Below are 15,073 nucleotides of genomic sequence, written 5' to 3'. Positions count from 1 at the left end.
ATAAAAAAAACCATATAATAATCTTTATATAACTTATTGTTACAATTTGTTAGAAATATATTTATCTATTGTAGTATCAATAAAGAATAATAAATTTGTGTAAAAATTACAACAATGCAATCAAAAGATTTACTTCAGTTAGCAGAACAATTTGGCAGTCCGTTATATGTATACGATGCCGAGAAAATAAAATCACAATACGAGAGATTAACTAAGGCTTTTTCTAAAGTAGAAAAACTGCGTATCAATTATGCTATGAAGGCATTGTCTAACGTTGCTATTCTACAATTATTAAGAGATTTAGGATCTTGCTTAGACGCTGTTTCTATTCAGGAAGTACAATTAGGACTTCACGCTGGATATTCTCCGGATCAAATATTTTTCACGCCAAATGGTGTTTCTCTTGAAGAAATTGAAGAAGTACATGCTTTAGGCGTTCAAATCAATATTGATAACTTGTCTATTCTAGAGCAATTTGGAACAAAACATCCTACAGTTCCGGTATGTATTCGTATTAACCCGCACGTTATGGCAGGTGGAAACGAAAACATTTCTGTAGGTCATATCGATAGTAAATTTGGTATTTCGGTACACCAATTACCACATTTAGTTCGTATTGTTGAAAATACAAATATGAACATTGCAGGGATTCACATGCACACAGGTTCTGATATTTTAGATATCGAAGTATTCCTTTATGCTGCTGAAATCTTATTTGATGCTGCAAGAAATTTCAAAAATCTTGAATTCCTGGATTTTGGAAGTGGATTCAAAGTGCCTTACAAAAAAGACGATATCGAAACAGATATTGAAGAATTAGGTAAAAAATTATCTAAAAGATTCAATGCTTTCTGTGCAGAATACGGTAAAGATTTGACACTTATTTTTGAACCAGGGAAATTTTTAGTGAGTGAAGCAGGTTTCTTCTTAGCAAAAGTAAACGTAGTAAAACAAACTACTTCTACTGTTTTTGCAGGAATTGATTCCGGATTCAACCATTTGATTCGTCCAATGTTTTACGGTTCATCACACCACATTGAAAACATTTCAAATCCAAAAGGAAAAGAGCGTTTTTACTCTGTAGTAGGATATATTTGCGAAACAGATACCTTTGCCAGCAACCGTAGAATTCAGGAAATTGCCGAAGGTGATATCCTTTGTTTCAGAAACGCAGGTGCTTATTGCTACTCTATGTCTTCTAACTACAATTCAAGATACAAACCAGCTGAAGTATTGTGGATTAATGGAGAAGGTCACTTAATCAGAGCTCACGAAACATTTGAAGATTTATTAAGAAATCAAATTTCATTACCTGCTTCGGTAGCTAAACAATAAGCATTCAAAACCAATTATAAAAAAAGGGACTTAATTAAGTCCCTTTTTTGTTTTTCTTTAGTTTGCTAAAATTTCCGTCAGAAGAATAGCTTCAGTACTATTAGGATAATCTATTTTAATTTTCTGAGCAACTGTGGGTGCTATCTGAGTAATCGATTTTTTATCAAATGATTCTCCTTTTTTAATATTCCAGCCATAAAACAACAATGGCACATGCGTATCATAATTATACGGAGTTCCATGAGAAGTTCCTGTTCCCTCATTTTCAATATAACCGGGTTTATCTAAAATAACCAATTCCCCGTTTAATTTAGGATCATATCCTTTTATCACAAAATTTAAATAAATATCTGAATTTCCTGCCGCAATAATTTCCTCTTCAGTGTAAACTCGTTTTATCTGAGGTAAAGACATTAAATACTCTTTGAAAGTTAATTTTACTTTATCCAAAGAAAGTCCTTTTTGCTGAATTTGTTTTTTATCAAAAAACACATTCGAATTCGAATAATTCAATACCAAATCTGAACCAAAAGTAGTTTTAGAAAATTCATGCAACTGAGTAGATAAATTTTTATCATCTATTGCTCCTACAGCATATTTATTATCTCTTAAATAATTCACATTTTCAGCAGCGGCATGATCAGCAGTTAAAAATAATAAATAATTTCCCTTTCCTACTTTTTTATCCAAATAAGTTAAAAAGTCAGCAATAGTCTCGTCTAAGCGTAAATAAGTATCCTGAATTTCTCTGGAACGCGGTCCAGTCAAATGTCCAATTTTGTCAGTTGATGAAAAACTTACTGCTAAAAAATCAGTTTCATTATCCATACCTAAATCTTCACTAGCAATGGCTTCTTTTGCAAAATCAGCTAATATATCATTCCCAAAAGGAGTCGTCTTAATTACTTTTGCTCCTTTTTTCGCATACATCTCTTTTAAATTATATGGAAAAACAGGTTTTTTACTTGTGTACAAAAGACCTTCATACGGATTATCATCGGCTAAACTTTTATTATAAACCGATTCCGGCTTCAACAAAGTCCAGTCTTTATTTAGATAATTCTCATAATGTTTTTTGTTGTTAAATTCAGTAACCCAATTTGGCAACTGCTTGCCGTAAAATGTACTCGAAATAAAATTTCCGGAATCACTCATCCAAAATGCCCAATTAGCAAAATGTCCCGCCGGAAGTATAGCTCCGCGATCTTTCACACTGATACCAATTACTTTTCCTCTAAAATTAGTTGCCAGACGTAATTCGTCAGTCACGGTAGTGCTTTCTAAATTTAACGGAGACATTTTCCCTTCATCTAAATCACCTGTTCCTAAAATTGAAACCGATGCATCGTCAGTACAATACCTGTATTTTCCTTGCGATTTATCAAAAAAAGTATTTCCTACAACCCCATGAACAGCCGGAGTAGTTCCGGTATAAATTGATGCATGCCCAGGTCCTGTAATTGTTGGCATATAATTATAATGTGTATTATGAAAAACATAACCATTATTCATTAATCTAAGAAAACCGTTAGCTGAAAAGTCATCCGAGAATCGATAAAGGTATTCCATCTTCATTTGGTCAACAACAATTCCTACTACTAACTTGGGTCTTTGCTGTCCATAAGCATTAAAAATTGCCGCTGTAGCAAAAAATAAAAATATTTTTTTCATGATAAAATTTGATATAAAGACAAAAATACAAATTTAAAAAAGAGTCTATATTAGGAAATTGTTATCTAAAATTTGAAAATGTAAATCCTAAAACCTATACTAATTATCAAATCAAATTTTAAAAAACTTACTTTTGTAATTACATATATTTAAAATACCTGCCAAATAAGAATACAATGAAATTTACTTCTATCACTCTTTTTATCTTATCCTTTAGAAAATCTTTTTTTATCATTCTTCTAAGCATTTTTACAGCTATTAATTCATGGGCTAATTCTGGAAAATGGGCAAGTACAGTTACAGCTGGAAATATCGATTTTACTGTAACTGAATCCAAAAACCCTATCAAAGATTTCAATGGAAACTACATCACAGTAGTGTACTTGAAAAATTTGTCGCTAAAAAAAATTGGCAGAAATAGTGTAAAAAAAGACGTAAACTGGTTATTAAATGAAGGGTATCGTGTAATCGAATTAGATTACGCTAAAAACATTAATGCAAAAGCACTAAAAATAAATCAGGATATTATTGCTATTAACAATGCAATTGCGTCAAAAAACTTTTGCGGTTATAAAAACTGCTCCTTATATAAATCTTATATTTTATTTGAAGGATATCGCATAGCCAGAGATGTAAGCTACTTTATTGATGACCCAAAAGTTTACAATACACCTGAACAGTATATTATTGGAGATTCTTTGCACATGGATATTATTTATCCTGCTAATCCAAAAGTCAAAGTACCTACTATTTTATCTTTTTCTTACAGCAACAGTTATGCTAATTATGACCAAAGCAAAAAAACACTTAACGATGCTTATAAAGATCAAAGAGTAAATCTGGACTACACTTTTGCGGGTTTTGATGATTCTTTTCTTGAAGGTGCTCCTGCAAATGGTATGGCCTGGGCAATTGCCGATCATCCAAAATACTGTCCTTGGGGAAAAGGAAAACCTGTAAACGGAGCAAATGATGCTTACAAATCATTTCAGACTAATCCGGATGCTGCACAAAAAGTAAAATCAGCTATACGAACATTGCGAGTTTTTAATAAAGAAATGGGGCTTTCGGAAAAAATCGGAATTTTTGGTTTTTCCCGTGGTTCTACAGCGGGATCGATGGCCATTGGAGATAAAAAAGTAACCGAGTTTGAAAATTCAGGTTTTCATATTGGAATTTCTGATGATGTTCAGGCAGCAGCATTAGGTCCAGGTGTTTTTGATTACACTCTCATTTACAATACTCCTGATGATGGTGATAAAAATTTAGAACAAAGATGTCCTTGGGTTTGGGGATCTTTAGATAACAACAAAGCATTATGGGAATCAATGGGTTCTTCATTTTTGGTTGAAACCAAAGCAACTACTCCTACTCTATTTTTCTACAATAATGATGATGATGCTTATTATCGAGACCAAATTACCCATCTAAAAAATAAATTAGAGCTTTTAACTGTTCCTACTTCTACTCTGATAGATTATGGAAAAGGACATGCTTTACCACAAAAACCATCTGATTTGAATGTCCTTTATAGCTTCTTTAAAAACTATTTAAGTCCTCCTAAAATCAGTAAATAAATTATTCGGAAACAAAATGTAAGTTTTTCACATCAGAAAATCAGATGTTAAAAAACGTTAAACAATTTTTAAATGTTTTGTTAAAATTTATTTTTATTTATTCCAAATAATCCATTGTCATATCGAAATCTGGTTGTACTTTCGCGGCGTTATTTTAAATAAATCCAAATAAGTTAAATCATGAAAAAAATTATACTACCCTCACTAGTATTATTATTTTCTCTATCGTCGCAAGCACAAGAAATAGTTGCTTCAGTAGAGCACAATAGTACAAAAGGAGCCTTCTCAACTCCTTTTGACACTATAAAAAACAAAAAAGGACACATCCTTAAAGAAGTTACAGTAACAAGTAACAAACTGCAAAAACCAGTTTCGGCTTCAAGATCAGGTATCAAACCAATGGATTTACCGCAAAGCGTTCAGGTAATTGATGGACAGGTAATCGAACAACAACAAGCTATTCGTTTAAGCGAAGTTATCAAAAATGCTAATGGTGTTTATGTAGGTTCAGCTCGTGGTGGCGCTCAGGAATCTTTCTGGTCGAGAGGTTATGATATGGGAGCTAACAATATGTTCAAAAATGGATTCCGTTTCAATTCAGGATCTATTCCAGAAGTTGCGTCATTAGAAAAGGTAGAATTCTTAAAAGGAGGTTCTGCCTTATTATATGGAAACGTTGCTCCTGGAGGAATTTTAAATTTAGTAACCAAAACTCCTAAGTTTACAAGAGGAGGAGAAATTAGTATGCAAACAGGAAGCTATAATTACTACAAACCAACTTTAGATTTTTATGGTCCTTTAAACAATTCAATTGCTTACCGATTTGTAGGATCTTATGAAAACGCAAAAAGCTTCAGAGATTATGTTAAAAATGAACGTTTCTACTTCAATCCATCATTTTTGTTCAAAATAAGCGAAAAAACTCAAATTACTGCACAAGGAGATTACTTAAACGCTGATTGGACTCCTGATTTTGGAACAGGAATAGTAGGAACAGAAATATTAGATATTCCTCGTAATATAAATTTTGGAGCACTTTGGTCAACTGGTAATACTAAATCAGCTAGTGCATCGGTATTATTCAACCACGATTTTAATGACAATTGGAAATTATCTTTCAATTCATCATTCCAAAACTACAATAGAACACAATTATCTACAGCTCAATTATCAAATTTAGCTTTCACAACAAATAACGGCGTACAAGAAGTTAATTGGAAAAGAGGTTTAACAAGAAACAAAAACCTAGAAAGAATATTTGGAGACCAATTGAGTTTACAAGGAATTTTCAACACAGGAAGTATAAAGCATCAAATATTTACTGGTGCTGATTGGGAAAATTCAATCGCTTCTAGTTATACTTTTGGGTTCTACAATCCTGATTCTCCAGAAACTTTGATTACAACTGAAACTGATCCTACAAATCTATTAGATTATAGTTATGATGGTCAAAGCACTATTGTACCATTTCCATCCAGAACAACCAGATTAGTAGTTACAGATTCAAAACGTTTTGGAGCTTATTTTCAAGATTTAATTTCAATTACTGATTACATCAAAGTATTAGCGGGTATTCGTTGGTCTTGGCAAGAAAGTCAGGCCACAACAACTAGCGAACTAATTGCAAAAAATCAAGTTACTAATAAAAACGAAATTAAAATAGCTTATGAAAATGCAACTCCTACAGCTGCTGCGAAACGTTTAGATAATGCTTTCTCTCCTAAAGTTGGATTAGTATTACAACCTACAAAAGAAATTTCTTTATTCGGAAGTTACTCTAACTCGTTTACTCCTAACACAGGGAATACTTACGGTGGAGAACCACTAAAACCTTCTATCATAGATCAATATGAAGCTGGTATTAAAACCGACTTATTCAAAGGTATTTTAAGTACTAATGTTACTGTATACAGAATTAAAAATAACAATTTAGTTCAAACAGCTGCCTTTATGCAAGACGGTGTTACCCCAAACACTAATACTGACATTAAAATAATGAGTGGAGAAACAAAAAGTGATGGTGTTGAAGTAGATGTTACTGCTAGACCTTTTGAAGGATTCAATATCCATGCAGGTTATAGCTACAACGATATGCGTTACACAAAAACTTCAGGACTTAATGGTAGTTTTATTGAAGGTGATCGTGTAGCAAGAACACCTCAAAACACAGCAAACCTAAGTTTCTTCTATAAAATTCCTTCTGGAATATTAAAGGGAGTTTCTGTAGGAGCAATTGGAAACTACATTGGCGACAGAATTGGAGGATGGAACAATCAATATGATTCAACTAAACCAGGAGGAATTTGGTATAGAGAAATACCTGTTAAAGGTTATACTACAGTTGACGTTTCTGCAGGATACGAATGGAAAAAATTCTCAATCTTGTGTAAATTATCTAACATTACAAATGAGTTGAATTACACTGTCCACGAAAACTACAGTGTAAACCCAATTGCTCCTCGTCAGGTAATGGCAAGCCTTAAATATAAATTATAATCGCTATTGGATTATTATCTTTTATTTTTTTTGAGAAAGAGCTCCTATTTTTAGGAGCTCTTTTGCTTTTTTAATCAATCAAATAAATAAGTATATTTAAACTGTTTTGAAAACCAACTCATTAAACTATGAAAAAAATCACCAAAGAAGATATCAGTCAGGAAATATTTGACTTATATGACGATTACGCTCACAATAAAATAGAACGGAGACAATTTATCGAAAAGCTTTCGGTATTTGCCATAGGCACTTTAACATTACCCTCTTTATTAAGTTTCATCACTCCTGATTATGTCAATTCAATCACCATCCATCCAGACGATCCAAGGATAGATTCTAATTATATTACTTATGATTCACCCAAAGGAGGCGGAAAAATCAAAGGACTACTTTCGAAACCAAGCAAAACAAATAAAAAATTACCCGGAGTAATTGTTGTTCACGAAAACCGTGGTTTAAATCCTTATATTGAAGATGTTGGTCGAAGAACAGCCGTCGATGGCTTCATTAGTTTGGCTCCTGATGCTTTAACTCCTCTAGGGGGCTATCCTGGGAATGATGATGAAGGAAGAGAATTGCAGAAAAAAAGAGACCGTTACGAAATGCTAGAAGATTTTATTGCTGCTTACCATTATTTAAAAAATCATCCTGATTGTAATGGTCATATTGGCGTAGTTGGATTCTGTTTTGGAGGCTGGATTGCCAATTTGATGGCGGTAAAAATTCCAACACTCAATGCTGCTGTTCCTTTTTATGGTGGACAACCCACAGCCGAAGAAGCCGAACAGATCAAAACACCACTATTATTACAATATGCAGGTTTAGATACTCGGGTAAACGAAGGCTGGCCAGCTTTTGAAGCTATTTTGAACAAAAATAAAGTTCCTCATACAGCTTATTTTTATAACAATGTCAATCACGGATTTCATAATAATACCACACCTCGTTATGATGAAAAAGCAACTACTTTAGCATGGACAAGAACAATTGATTTTTTCAAAGAAAAATTAAAATAAAAAATTCCAATAACAGATAAAACAAATTCATTTTTATTTACCGCAAATTCGCAAATTATTTCAAGAATAACTGTAATATAAAATTTGCGAATTTGCGGTAATTTTTCTTCAATACAACCCAAAAAAAATCAATACTCCTAAAAGAATAAATCATTTTCACAGAATTAAAAATTTAATTCACTTTCAAATCATTTAATAGTACCTTTGCAGTTCAAATAATTAAAATGAGATTACACAGAAACTTAGTATATACTACTATCGATTCTCTAAATGCAATATTTAATGAAGGAGAATATGCCGATAAAGTAGTAGCAAGAGCATTAAAAAAAGACAAACGCTGGGGAAGTGCCGACAGAAAATTTGTTGCCGAAACTATCTACGAAATTGTTCGCTGGAAAAGATTATATGCTGAAATTGCAGAAGTAAAAGAACCATTTGACAGAGATAATCTTTGGAGAATGTTTGCCGTATGGGCAGTTTTAAGAGGTTACCCAATTCCAGATTGGCGTCAGCTGGAAGGAACTCCTGAAAGAAAAATTAAAGGACGTTTTGACGAATTATCAAAAACCAGAGCTATCAAAGAATCTATTCCTGACTGGATGGATGAATTAGGTGTGAAAGAGTTAGGCGAAAAAGTTTGGGCAAAAGAAATCACAGCTCAAAATCAACCTGCCAAAGTAATTCTTAGAACCAATACCTTAAAAACAACCAAAGAAGCTCTAAGAGCTATCTTAATGGATTTAGATATCGAAACCGAATATCTAAAAGACCAGCCTGATGCTTTAGTTTTAAAAGAACGCGCCAATGTTTTTATGACCGATGCTTTCAAGCAAGGTTTATTTGAAGTTCAGGATGCTAATTCACAATTGGTTGCTGCTTTTCTGGATGTAAAACCGGGAATGCGTGTGGTAGATACTTGTGCTGGTGCTGGCGGAAAAACCTTGCACATTGCTTCTTTAATGGAAAATAAAGGACAATTGATTGCGATGGATTTGTACGAAAGCAAATTAAAACAATTAAAATTAAGAGCTAAGAGAAACAGTGCTTTCAATATCGAATACCGTATCATTGATACTACTAAAGTTATCAAAAAACTGCACGAAAAAGCAGATCGTGTATTGATTGATGCACCTTGTAGCGGATTAGGTGTTTTAAAAAGAAATCCTGATGCTAAGTGGAAATTGAAACCTGAGTTTATTGATAATATTCGAAAAGTACAATCGGAAGTTTTAGAAAGTTATTCTAAAATTGTAAAACCAGGCGGAAAATTAGTTTATGCAACCTGTTCTATTCTTCCATCTGAAAATCAGGAACAAGTTGAGCGTTTTTTAACTACTGATATTGGAAAACAATTTACTTTTATAAAGGATCATAAAATTCTGGCTTCAGAATCTGGTTTTGACGGTTTTTACATGGCGTTATTAGAAAGAAAAGCTTAAATTTCAAAAAGAAATAAATTTGCAAAATAAAAAAACTCCAATTTCAAATTTGAAATTGGAGTTTTTTATTGATATTAAAATTGATATTATTTTAGTCATTCATCGAAATCAAAAACTCTTCATTATTTCTGGTTTTCTTAAATCTATCATTGATAAATTCCATTGCTTCTACCGGATTCATATCAGAAAGGTATTTTCTCATAATCCACATTCTTTGAAGCGTATCTTTATCCAGAAGTAAATCGTCACGACGTGTACTTGATGAAGTCAAATCAACAGCAGGGAATATACGTTTGTTTGCAATTTTTCGATCCAATTGCAATTCCATATTACCTGTACCTTTAAATTCTTCGAAAATTACCTCATCCATTTTAGAACCTGTTTCGGTCAAAGCAGTTGCAATAATACTTAACGAACCACCTTTTTCAACATTACGGGCAGCACCAAAGAAACGTTTTGGTTTTTGCAGCGCATTGGCATCCACACCTCCACTTAATACTTTTCCTGAAGCGGGTTGAACTGTATTATAAGCTCTGGCCAAACGTGTAATCGAATCTAACAAAATCACCACATCATGACCACATTCAACTAAACGTTTTGATTTTTCGAGAACAATATTAGCAATTTTTACATGCTCTTGCGGCTCTCTGTCAAAAGTAGAAGCAATTACTTCTCCTCTAACCGAACGTTGCATATCTGTTACCTCTTCAGGACGTTCATCAATAAGTAAAACAATAAGATATACTTCTGGATGATTTGCCGCAATAGCATTGGCTATTTCTTTCAATAACACCGTTTTACCTGTTTTAGGCTGGGCTACAATCATACCACGCTGCCCTTTTCCTATTGGAGAAAACAAATCGATAATTCGGGTTGAAATACTGCTGTCTCTTTCGGCTAATTTGAATTTTTCTGATGGAAATATTGGTGTTAAATGTTCGAATGAAATTCTATCTCTAACAACCTGAGGATCGTGTCCATTGATTTTTAACACACGTACTAAAGGGAAAAACTTTTCTCCTTCTTTTGGAGGTCTTACCACACCTTTTACAGTATCTCCGGTTTTTAAGCCAAACAATCTAATTTGTGACGTTGACAAATAGATATCATCCGGAGAAGCTAAATAATTATAATCAGACGAACGTAAAAATCCGTAACCATCCGGCATCATTTCAAGTACACCTTCACTTTCTATAATTCCATCAAATTCAAAATCAGAATCTCTGAAATTATTATTCTTTTTATTTTTGAAATTAGGGTTTTGGTTCTGATTTGGATTTTGGTTTCCGTTTTGATTCGAATTCTGATTCTGCTGATTCGGATTCTGCTTATTTTGTTGATTCGGATTGATTTTCTTTTGCGGAGCAGCAGGAGCTACAACTTCAGCGACAGCATCTTCTTGCTTTCCTTCAGCAGCAACAGGATTTTCTGTACCAGCATCCTTATTTTCTTTATCTTTTTTTAAAGCTATTTTCTTTTCATAAGTAGCCTTATTAAATTTTACCGCCTTTGGTTTTTCAACAGCAACAGCTTCATTTTCTGCTTTTAGTTCTTCTTTCGCGACTACTTCTTCTGCAGGAAAATCCAATTTTTCAGAATCTTTTTCTACAACTTGTTCTTCTTTTTCAACAGCAACTTTTGCCTTAATCTTTGGATTTGCTGGCTTCTTTGCCGGAACAATACGTGCTCTTTTTGCCGTATCATCAGCATCAGCTACCGGTATTGCTTTTTCTTCAGTTACATTTTCTGCAGCTAAAGATTTTTGAAAATCCAAAATATTTGCAATTAAAACTTCTTTCTTTACACCAGTAAACTTTATTGTTTTAGCAGCTTTAGCTATTTGTTGAAGCTCAGAAAGCTTCATTTCTTTTAATGCCGAAATATCAAACATGAATGTTCTATGATTTTAATTAAATTGGGGAATCTTGAAAAAAAGATTGGGTGTGATTTTTATTTTGAATTCACCGCAGTATGAAGTGCTTACGGTATTGTGTTGCAATAATACGAATAAAATTTAATCATACAATAGTATTTTAAAAAAAGAAAATATATTTTTGTAGAACAATATTGATCAAAATGATACAACGAATTCAAACAATATATTTACTTCTTGCTTTTATAATTACAGGAGTTTTACCTTTTATTTTTCCGTTATGGACTTTAAGTGGTGGTAAATCTTTTTATTTTATGCAAAGTCAGATTTATACTGTTTTGTTTGGTTTAAGTACAACATTTTCGATACTGAGTATTTTATCCTATAAGAAAAGACAAAATCAATTTGTGATTAACAGATTGAACATAATATTAAATTTGATTTTATTAGGATTGTTTTTATATCATTCACTAAATTTATCTGGAGAAGCTCCTGTAGTTTCTGAGAAAGGTATTGGGATGTTTCTACCTATTATTGCAATCGTTGCATTAGTTTTAGCTAATAAAGCGATCAAAAAGGACGAAGATCTTGTAAAATCTGTGGATCGATTGAGGTAAACCTATAAATTTTAATTTATTAGTGCGAAGAAAACCCGAATGAAAATTCGGGTTTTTTTGTGTTATTTTTTTTATACATTTGAAACTATTAGAAATCACCTATGGAAACCACAATACGAATTCACTTAGCCGACGATCATAAAGTATTAATTGACGGTATGCGTACTTTATTGAATTCTATTCCCAATTTTAATGTGGTTGGGTTTTCGTTACAAGGAACCACACTTTATGAAGAAGTAAGTAATAATGCTACAGACATTTTAGTTTTAGACATTAGTATGCCTGAAAAAGACGGTATCGAAGTCCTGAAAGAATTTTCTAAAAAAGGTTTTCCCTGCAAAGTGGTTGTACTATCAACTTATGACGATATTAAAATAATTCAGGAAGTCATGAAACTAGGCGCTAGCGGATATTTAACCAAGCAATGTGCCGGAGAAAATATCGTCGAAGCCATACAGGTAGTAAGCACCGGCGAAGAATATTTTTGTAGTCAGGTACGTGAAACTATATTTACATCGGCGACTAAAAAGAATCCGAAGCTTAACAAAACCAGTATAAGTCCAGATTATCAATTAAGCGGAAGAGAAATCGAGATTATCACTTTAATCGCATTAGAATATAGCGGAAAAGAGATTTCTGAAAAACTTTTTATTAGTACAAATACAGTAGAAACACACCGTAAAAACATTTTAAAAAAATTAAAAGCTAAGAATACTATTAGCATCGTCAAATTTGCTCTAAAAAATAATTTGATTAATTAGTAAATCATAGTCACCATAAATTAATTATGCTTCACAAACGCATTTACAGCATATTATTGGTTTTGTTTATTTGTTGTGCAAATTCTTTTGCTCAAACAAAAAGCTCTATTCAACACGAAACTGCTGTTAACACACAAAAAGCTACCCGGTTAATGCGTGCCGGTAATTATGAAAAGTCTTTAATCCTTTGTCGAAAAGCCTTAGATAATGCCATTTCTTTAAAAGACGACAATTTAATTGCATTGGCTTACAACACAATTGCTGCTAATTTTGACGAACTAGCCGAATATGAAAAAGCCTTATTTTATTATAAAAAGGCAATTATCTATGCCAATAAAACCAATAACAATCTTCTAAAAAACTGGATCAACAATAACTTAGGAAACATTTATTGTTTTGACAAAAAAGAATATAATAAAGGTATTTATCATTACAAAAAATCATTAAAATACAGCACCATAATTGCTGATTCTTCGGAGATTGTTTTTACAAAACTCAATATAGTCTGGGCTTATTTTGACATTAATAAATTTGACTTAGGCTTACCTTATCTCAATTATATTAATAAATACCATAAAAAACATGGAACCGAAACTACTATTGTAGCCTTAAATATGCTAAATGGCGTTTATCAGTCACATCTTAACAACAATAAAAAAGCCGAATTTTATTTCGAAAAAGCCATTGATTTAGGCAAAAAAGGAAACGAAAAAAGCGATTTATCTCATAGCCATCAGGAATATGCTAAGTTTTTATTCAAAACAAAACAATATAAAAAGGCATACGAAAATCTTACTGCTTACAATGAAATTTCAGACCAACTGAACGATCAGGAAAAATTAAAAAAATTAAACGTTGCTGGTATTAATCTTGAAATTGATGAATACAAAAGAGAGATTGACGACATTAAAACAAAATACAAAACAAATCACCAGATTTTAATTGAGAAACAATCTAAAAATAAATTGATTAGCATTGTTATCATTTCTATTTTATTGCTTGTTATTATTTTTTCTTATTTCTATTATCAAAACAAACAATTAAAACAAAACAACAAACTCAAGGATTTTGAAAGTAAAATTCAGGAAAGTATCATTACAGCATCGGTAAATGGTCAGGAAATGGAACGAAAAAAAATCGCTTCCTTTTTACATGATAATATCAGTGCGCTGCTTTCTTCGGCGGCTTTACACTTAACTATTTTTTCATCAAAAAATGATAACGATTCGGTCGAAATAACAAAAACCAAAGCCATTCTTATACAAACGCATTATAAAATACGTGACTTATCACACCAGCTTTTACCATCATTATTGGCTCGTTTTGGACTATTTTATGCCCTTAATGATTTATGTGAAATGTCGTCAAATTCTACTATTCACTTCGAATATTCAAGCAATGTTTCTTCGGAAACCCGTTATAATGAAGATTACGAAATGAAAATGTATTTTATTATCAGCGAATTATTGAACAACATTACAAAACACAGTAAAGCAACAAATTCTATTTTAAGTTTAAAAGAAATTGATTCGCAATTACACATCATTGTTAAAGATAACGGTGTAGGTTTTGAAACCAAACAATATAAAACTATTGAAGGCTTTGGTTTAAACCAAATTAAAGCCCGAATTAATACAATGAATGGAAAATTTGAAATTATTTCGAAGCCAAAACAAGGAACTACCATCAAAATAATAGCACCTATTGAATATAAAAGCTAATTATGCTCTTTTTCCCAATTCGATAATTTCTAAATCTTTTATTTTATCACCTTCAATTACAAAACGTAACATCGTACGTACCTGATGAAAACCACTTTTTCCGCAAGCACCGGGATTCATGTGTAAAAGGTTGTTTTTTTTATCAAACATTACTTTAAGAATGTGCGAATGTCCACAAATGAATAATTTAGGAGGATTAGTCAACATTTCCGCTTTTATATTCGGATTGTATTTCCCCGGATAACCGCCAATATGTGTTATCCAAACCGAAACATCTTCACACATAAATCGATTATGCAACGGAAATTCTAAACGTGCCTGGCCATCATCAATATTACCATAAACCGCACGTAAAGGTTTAAGTTTTTTCAAAGTATCCGTTACTTTCAAGTCGCCAATATCTCCCGCATGCCAAACCTCATCAGCCTGATTAACATATTTTAAAATAACATCATCTATATAACTGTGTGTATCCGAAAGTAAAAGGATTTTTTTCATTGCAGCGAAAAGTAATTCAAAAGTGAAACAACAAAGTTATCATATTACAATGGAGATTAGCCTTTTTAG

The 15,073-nt window shown here is 32.3% G+C and carries 11 protein-coding genes; 8 read left to right on the top strand and 3 right to left on the bottom strand.

Going from position 1 to position 15,073, the window contains the following annotated elements; genetic code table 11:
- The first annotated feature begins 114 nt into the window (after positions 1 to 114).
- A complete protein-coding gene (lysA, locus tag FEM21_RS03285; protein WP_035657747.1) occupies positions 115 to 1,335 on the top strand; it encodes a diaminopimelate decarboxylase in 1,221 nt (406 codons plus the stop codon).
- 57 nt (positions 1,336 to 1,392) lie between these two features.
- Here the strand turns inward: lysA and pafA are convergent, their stop codons facing one another.
- Positions 1,393 to 3,006: an alkaline phosphatase PafA gene (gene pafA, locus FEM21_RS03280; protein WP_035657746.1), complete on the bottom strand. Its 1,614-nt coding sequence runs from the start codon at positions 3,004 to 3,006 to the stop codon at positions 1,393 to 1,395.
- 176 nt (positions 3,007 to 3,182) lie between these two features.
- Between pafA and FEM21_RS03275 the strand changes: the two genes are divergently transcribed.
- The 4 genes from FEM21_RS03275 (at position 3,183) to FEM21_RS03260 (ending at position 9,534) form a co-directional block, all read left to right on the top strand.
- On the top strand, positions 3,183 to 4,583 hold the full coding sequence (locus tag FEM21_RS03275; protein WP_035657744.1) for an alpha/beta hydrolase family protein: 1,401 nt from the start codon (positions 3,183 to 3,185) through the stop codon (positions 4,581 to 4,583).
- Positions 4,584 to 4,763: 180 nt separating this feature from the next.
- Positions 4,764 to 7,079, top strand: a complete 2,316-nt coding sequence (locus FEM21_RS03270) for a TonB-dependent siderophore receptor (RefSeq protein WP_035657741.1) — start codon at positions 4,764 to 4,766, stop codon at positions 7,077 to 7,079.
- Positions 7,080 to 7,207: 128 nt separating this feature from the next.
- A complete protein-coding gene (locus FEM21_RS03265; RefSeq protein ID WP_035657739.1) occupies positions 7,208 to 8,095 on the top strand; it encodes a dienelactone hydrolase family protein in 888 nt (295 codons plus the stop codon).
- A gap of 224 nt (positions 8,096 to 8,319) precedes the next feature.
- Complete coding sequence (locus FEM21_RS03260) at positions 8,320 to 9,534, top strand: RsmB/NOP family class I SAM-dependent RNA methyltransferase (protein ID WP_035657736.1); 1,215 nt, start codon at positions 8,320 to 8,322, stop codon at positions 9,532 to 9,534.
- A gap of 91 nt (positions 9,535 to 9,625) precedes the next feature.
- Here the strand turns inward: FEM21_RS03260 and rho are convergent, their stop codons facing one another.
- The gene (gene rho, locus FEM21_RS03255; RefSeq protein ID WP_035657734.1) at positions 9,626 to 11,425 is read right to left on the bottom strand and encodes a transcription termination factor Rho; all 1,800 of its coding nucleotides are present in this window, start codon (positions 11,423 to 11,425) and stop codon (positions 9,626 to 9,628) included.
- Between the two features lie 185 nt (positions 11,426 to 11,610).
- Here rho and FEM21_RS03250 point away from each other — a divergent pair, with 185 nt between their 5' ends.
- The 3 genes from FEM21_RS03250 to FEM21_RS03240 all read left to right on the top strand — a co-directional run bounded on the left by FEM21_RS03250 (position 11,611) and on the right by FEM21_RS03240 (position 14,506).
- Positions 11,611 to 12,024 carry a DUF4293 domain-containing protein gene (locus FEM21_RS03250; protein ID WP_035657731.1) on the top strand — a complete coding sequence of 138 codons (414 nt, stop codon included), beginning with the start codon at positions 11,611 to 11,613 and terminating at the stop codon, positions 12,022 to 12,024.
- Between the two features lie 101 nt (positions 12,025 to 12,125).
- On the top strand, positions 12,126 to 12,785 hold the full coding sequence (locus tag FEM21_RS03245; RefSeq protein ID WP_035657729.1) for a response regulator: 660 nt from the start codon (positions 12,126 to 12,128) through the stop codon (positions 12,783 to 12,785).
- Between the two features lie 26 nt (positions 12,786 to 12,811).
- Positions 12,812 to 14,506, top strand: coding sequence for a tetratricopeptide repeat-containing sensor histidine kinase (locus FEM21_RS03240; RefSeq protein WP_035657728.1), 1,695 nt, complete (start codon positions 12,812 to 12,814; stop codon positions 14,504 to 14,506).
- Here the strand turns inward: FEM21_RS03240 and FEM21_RS03235 are convergent, their stop codons facing one another.
- Entirely contained in the window at positions 14,507 to 15,004 is a 498-nt protein-coding gene (locus tag FEM21_RS03235; protein WP_035657725.1) for a metallophosphoesterase family protein, read from the bottom strand.
- Between the last annotated feature and the right edge of the window lie 69 nt (positions 15,005 to 15,073).

It is taken from the genome of Flavobacterium seoulense, from assembly GCF_000695795.1.
Lineage (GTDB): Bacteria > Bacteroidota > Bacteroidia > Flavobacteriales > Flavobacteriaceae > Flavobacterium > Flavobacterium seoulense.
Note: the sequence above shows the minus strand (reverse complement) of the source record. Positions and strands in the feature narration are given on the sequence as shown.

Excerpts from the sequence above, each read along its gene's own strand:
- rho (WP_035657734.1), bottom strand. The coding sequence starts at position 11,425 with ATGTTTGATATTTCGGCATTAAAAGAAATGAAGCTTTCTGAGCTTCAA.
- FEM21_RS03240 (WP_035657728.1), top strand. The coding sequence starts at position 12,812 with ATGCTTCACAAACGCATTTACAGCATATTATTGGTTTTGTTTATTTGT.
- lysA (WP_035657747.1), top strand. The coding sequence starts at position 115 with ATGCAATCAAAAGATTTACTTCAGTTAGCAGAACAATTTGGCAGTCCG.
- FEM21_RS03245 (WP_035657729.1), top strand. The coding sequence starts at position 12,126 with ATGGAAACCACAATACGAATTCACTTAGCCGACGATCATAAAGTATTA.
- FEM21_RS03250 (WP_035657731.1), top strand. The coding sequence starts at position 11,611 with ATGATACAACGAATTCAAACAATATATTTACTTCTTGCTTTTATAATT.
- pafA (WP_035657746.1), bottom strand. The coding sequence starts at position 3,006 with ATGAAAAAAATATTTTTATTTTTTGCTACAGCGGCAATTTTTAATGCT.
- FEM21_RS03270 (WP_035657741.1), top strand. The coding sequence starts at position 4,764 with ATGAAAAAAATTATACTACCCTCACTAGTATTATTATTTTCTCTATCG.
- FEM21_RS03260 (WP_035657736.1), top strand. The coding sequence starts at position 8,320 with ATGAGATTACACAGAAACTTAGTATATACTACTATCGATTCTCTAAAT.
- FEM21_RS03275 (WP_035657744.1), top strand. The coding sequence starts at position 3,183 with ATGAAATTTACTTCTATCACTCTTTTTATCTTATCCTTTAGAAAATCT.
- FEM21_RS03265 (WP_035657739.1), top strand. The coding sequence starts at position 7,208 with ATGAAAAAAATCACCAAAGAAGATATCAGTCAGGAAATATTTGACTTA.
- FEM21_RS03235 (WP_035657725.1), bottom strand. The coding sequence starts at position 15,004 with ATGAAAAAAATCCTTTTACTTTCGGATACACACAGTTATATAGATGAT.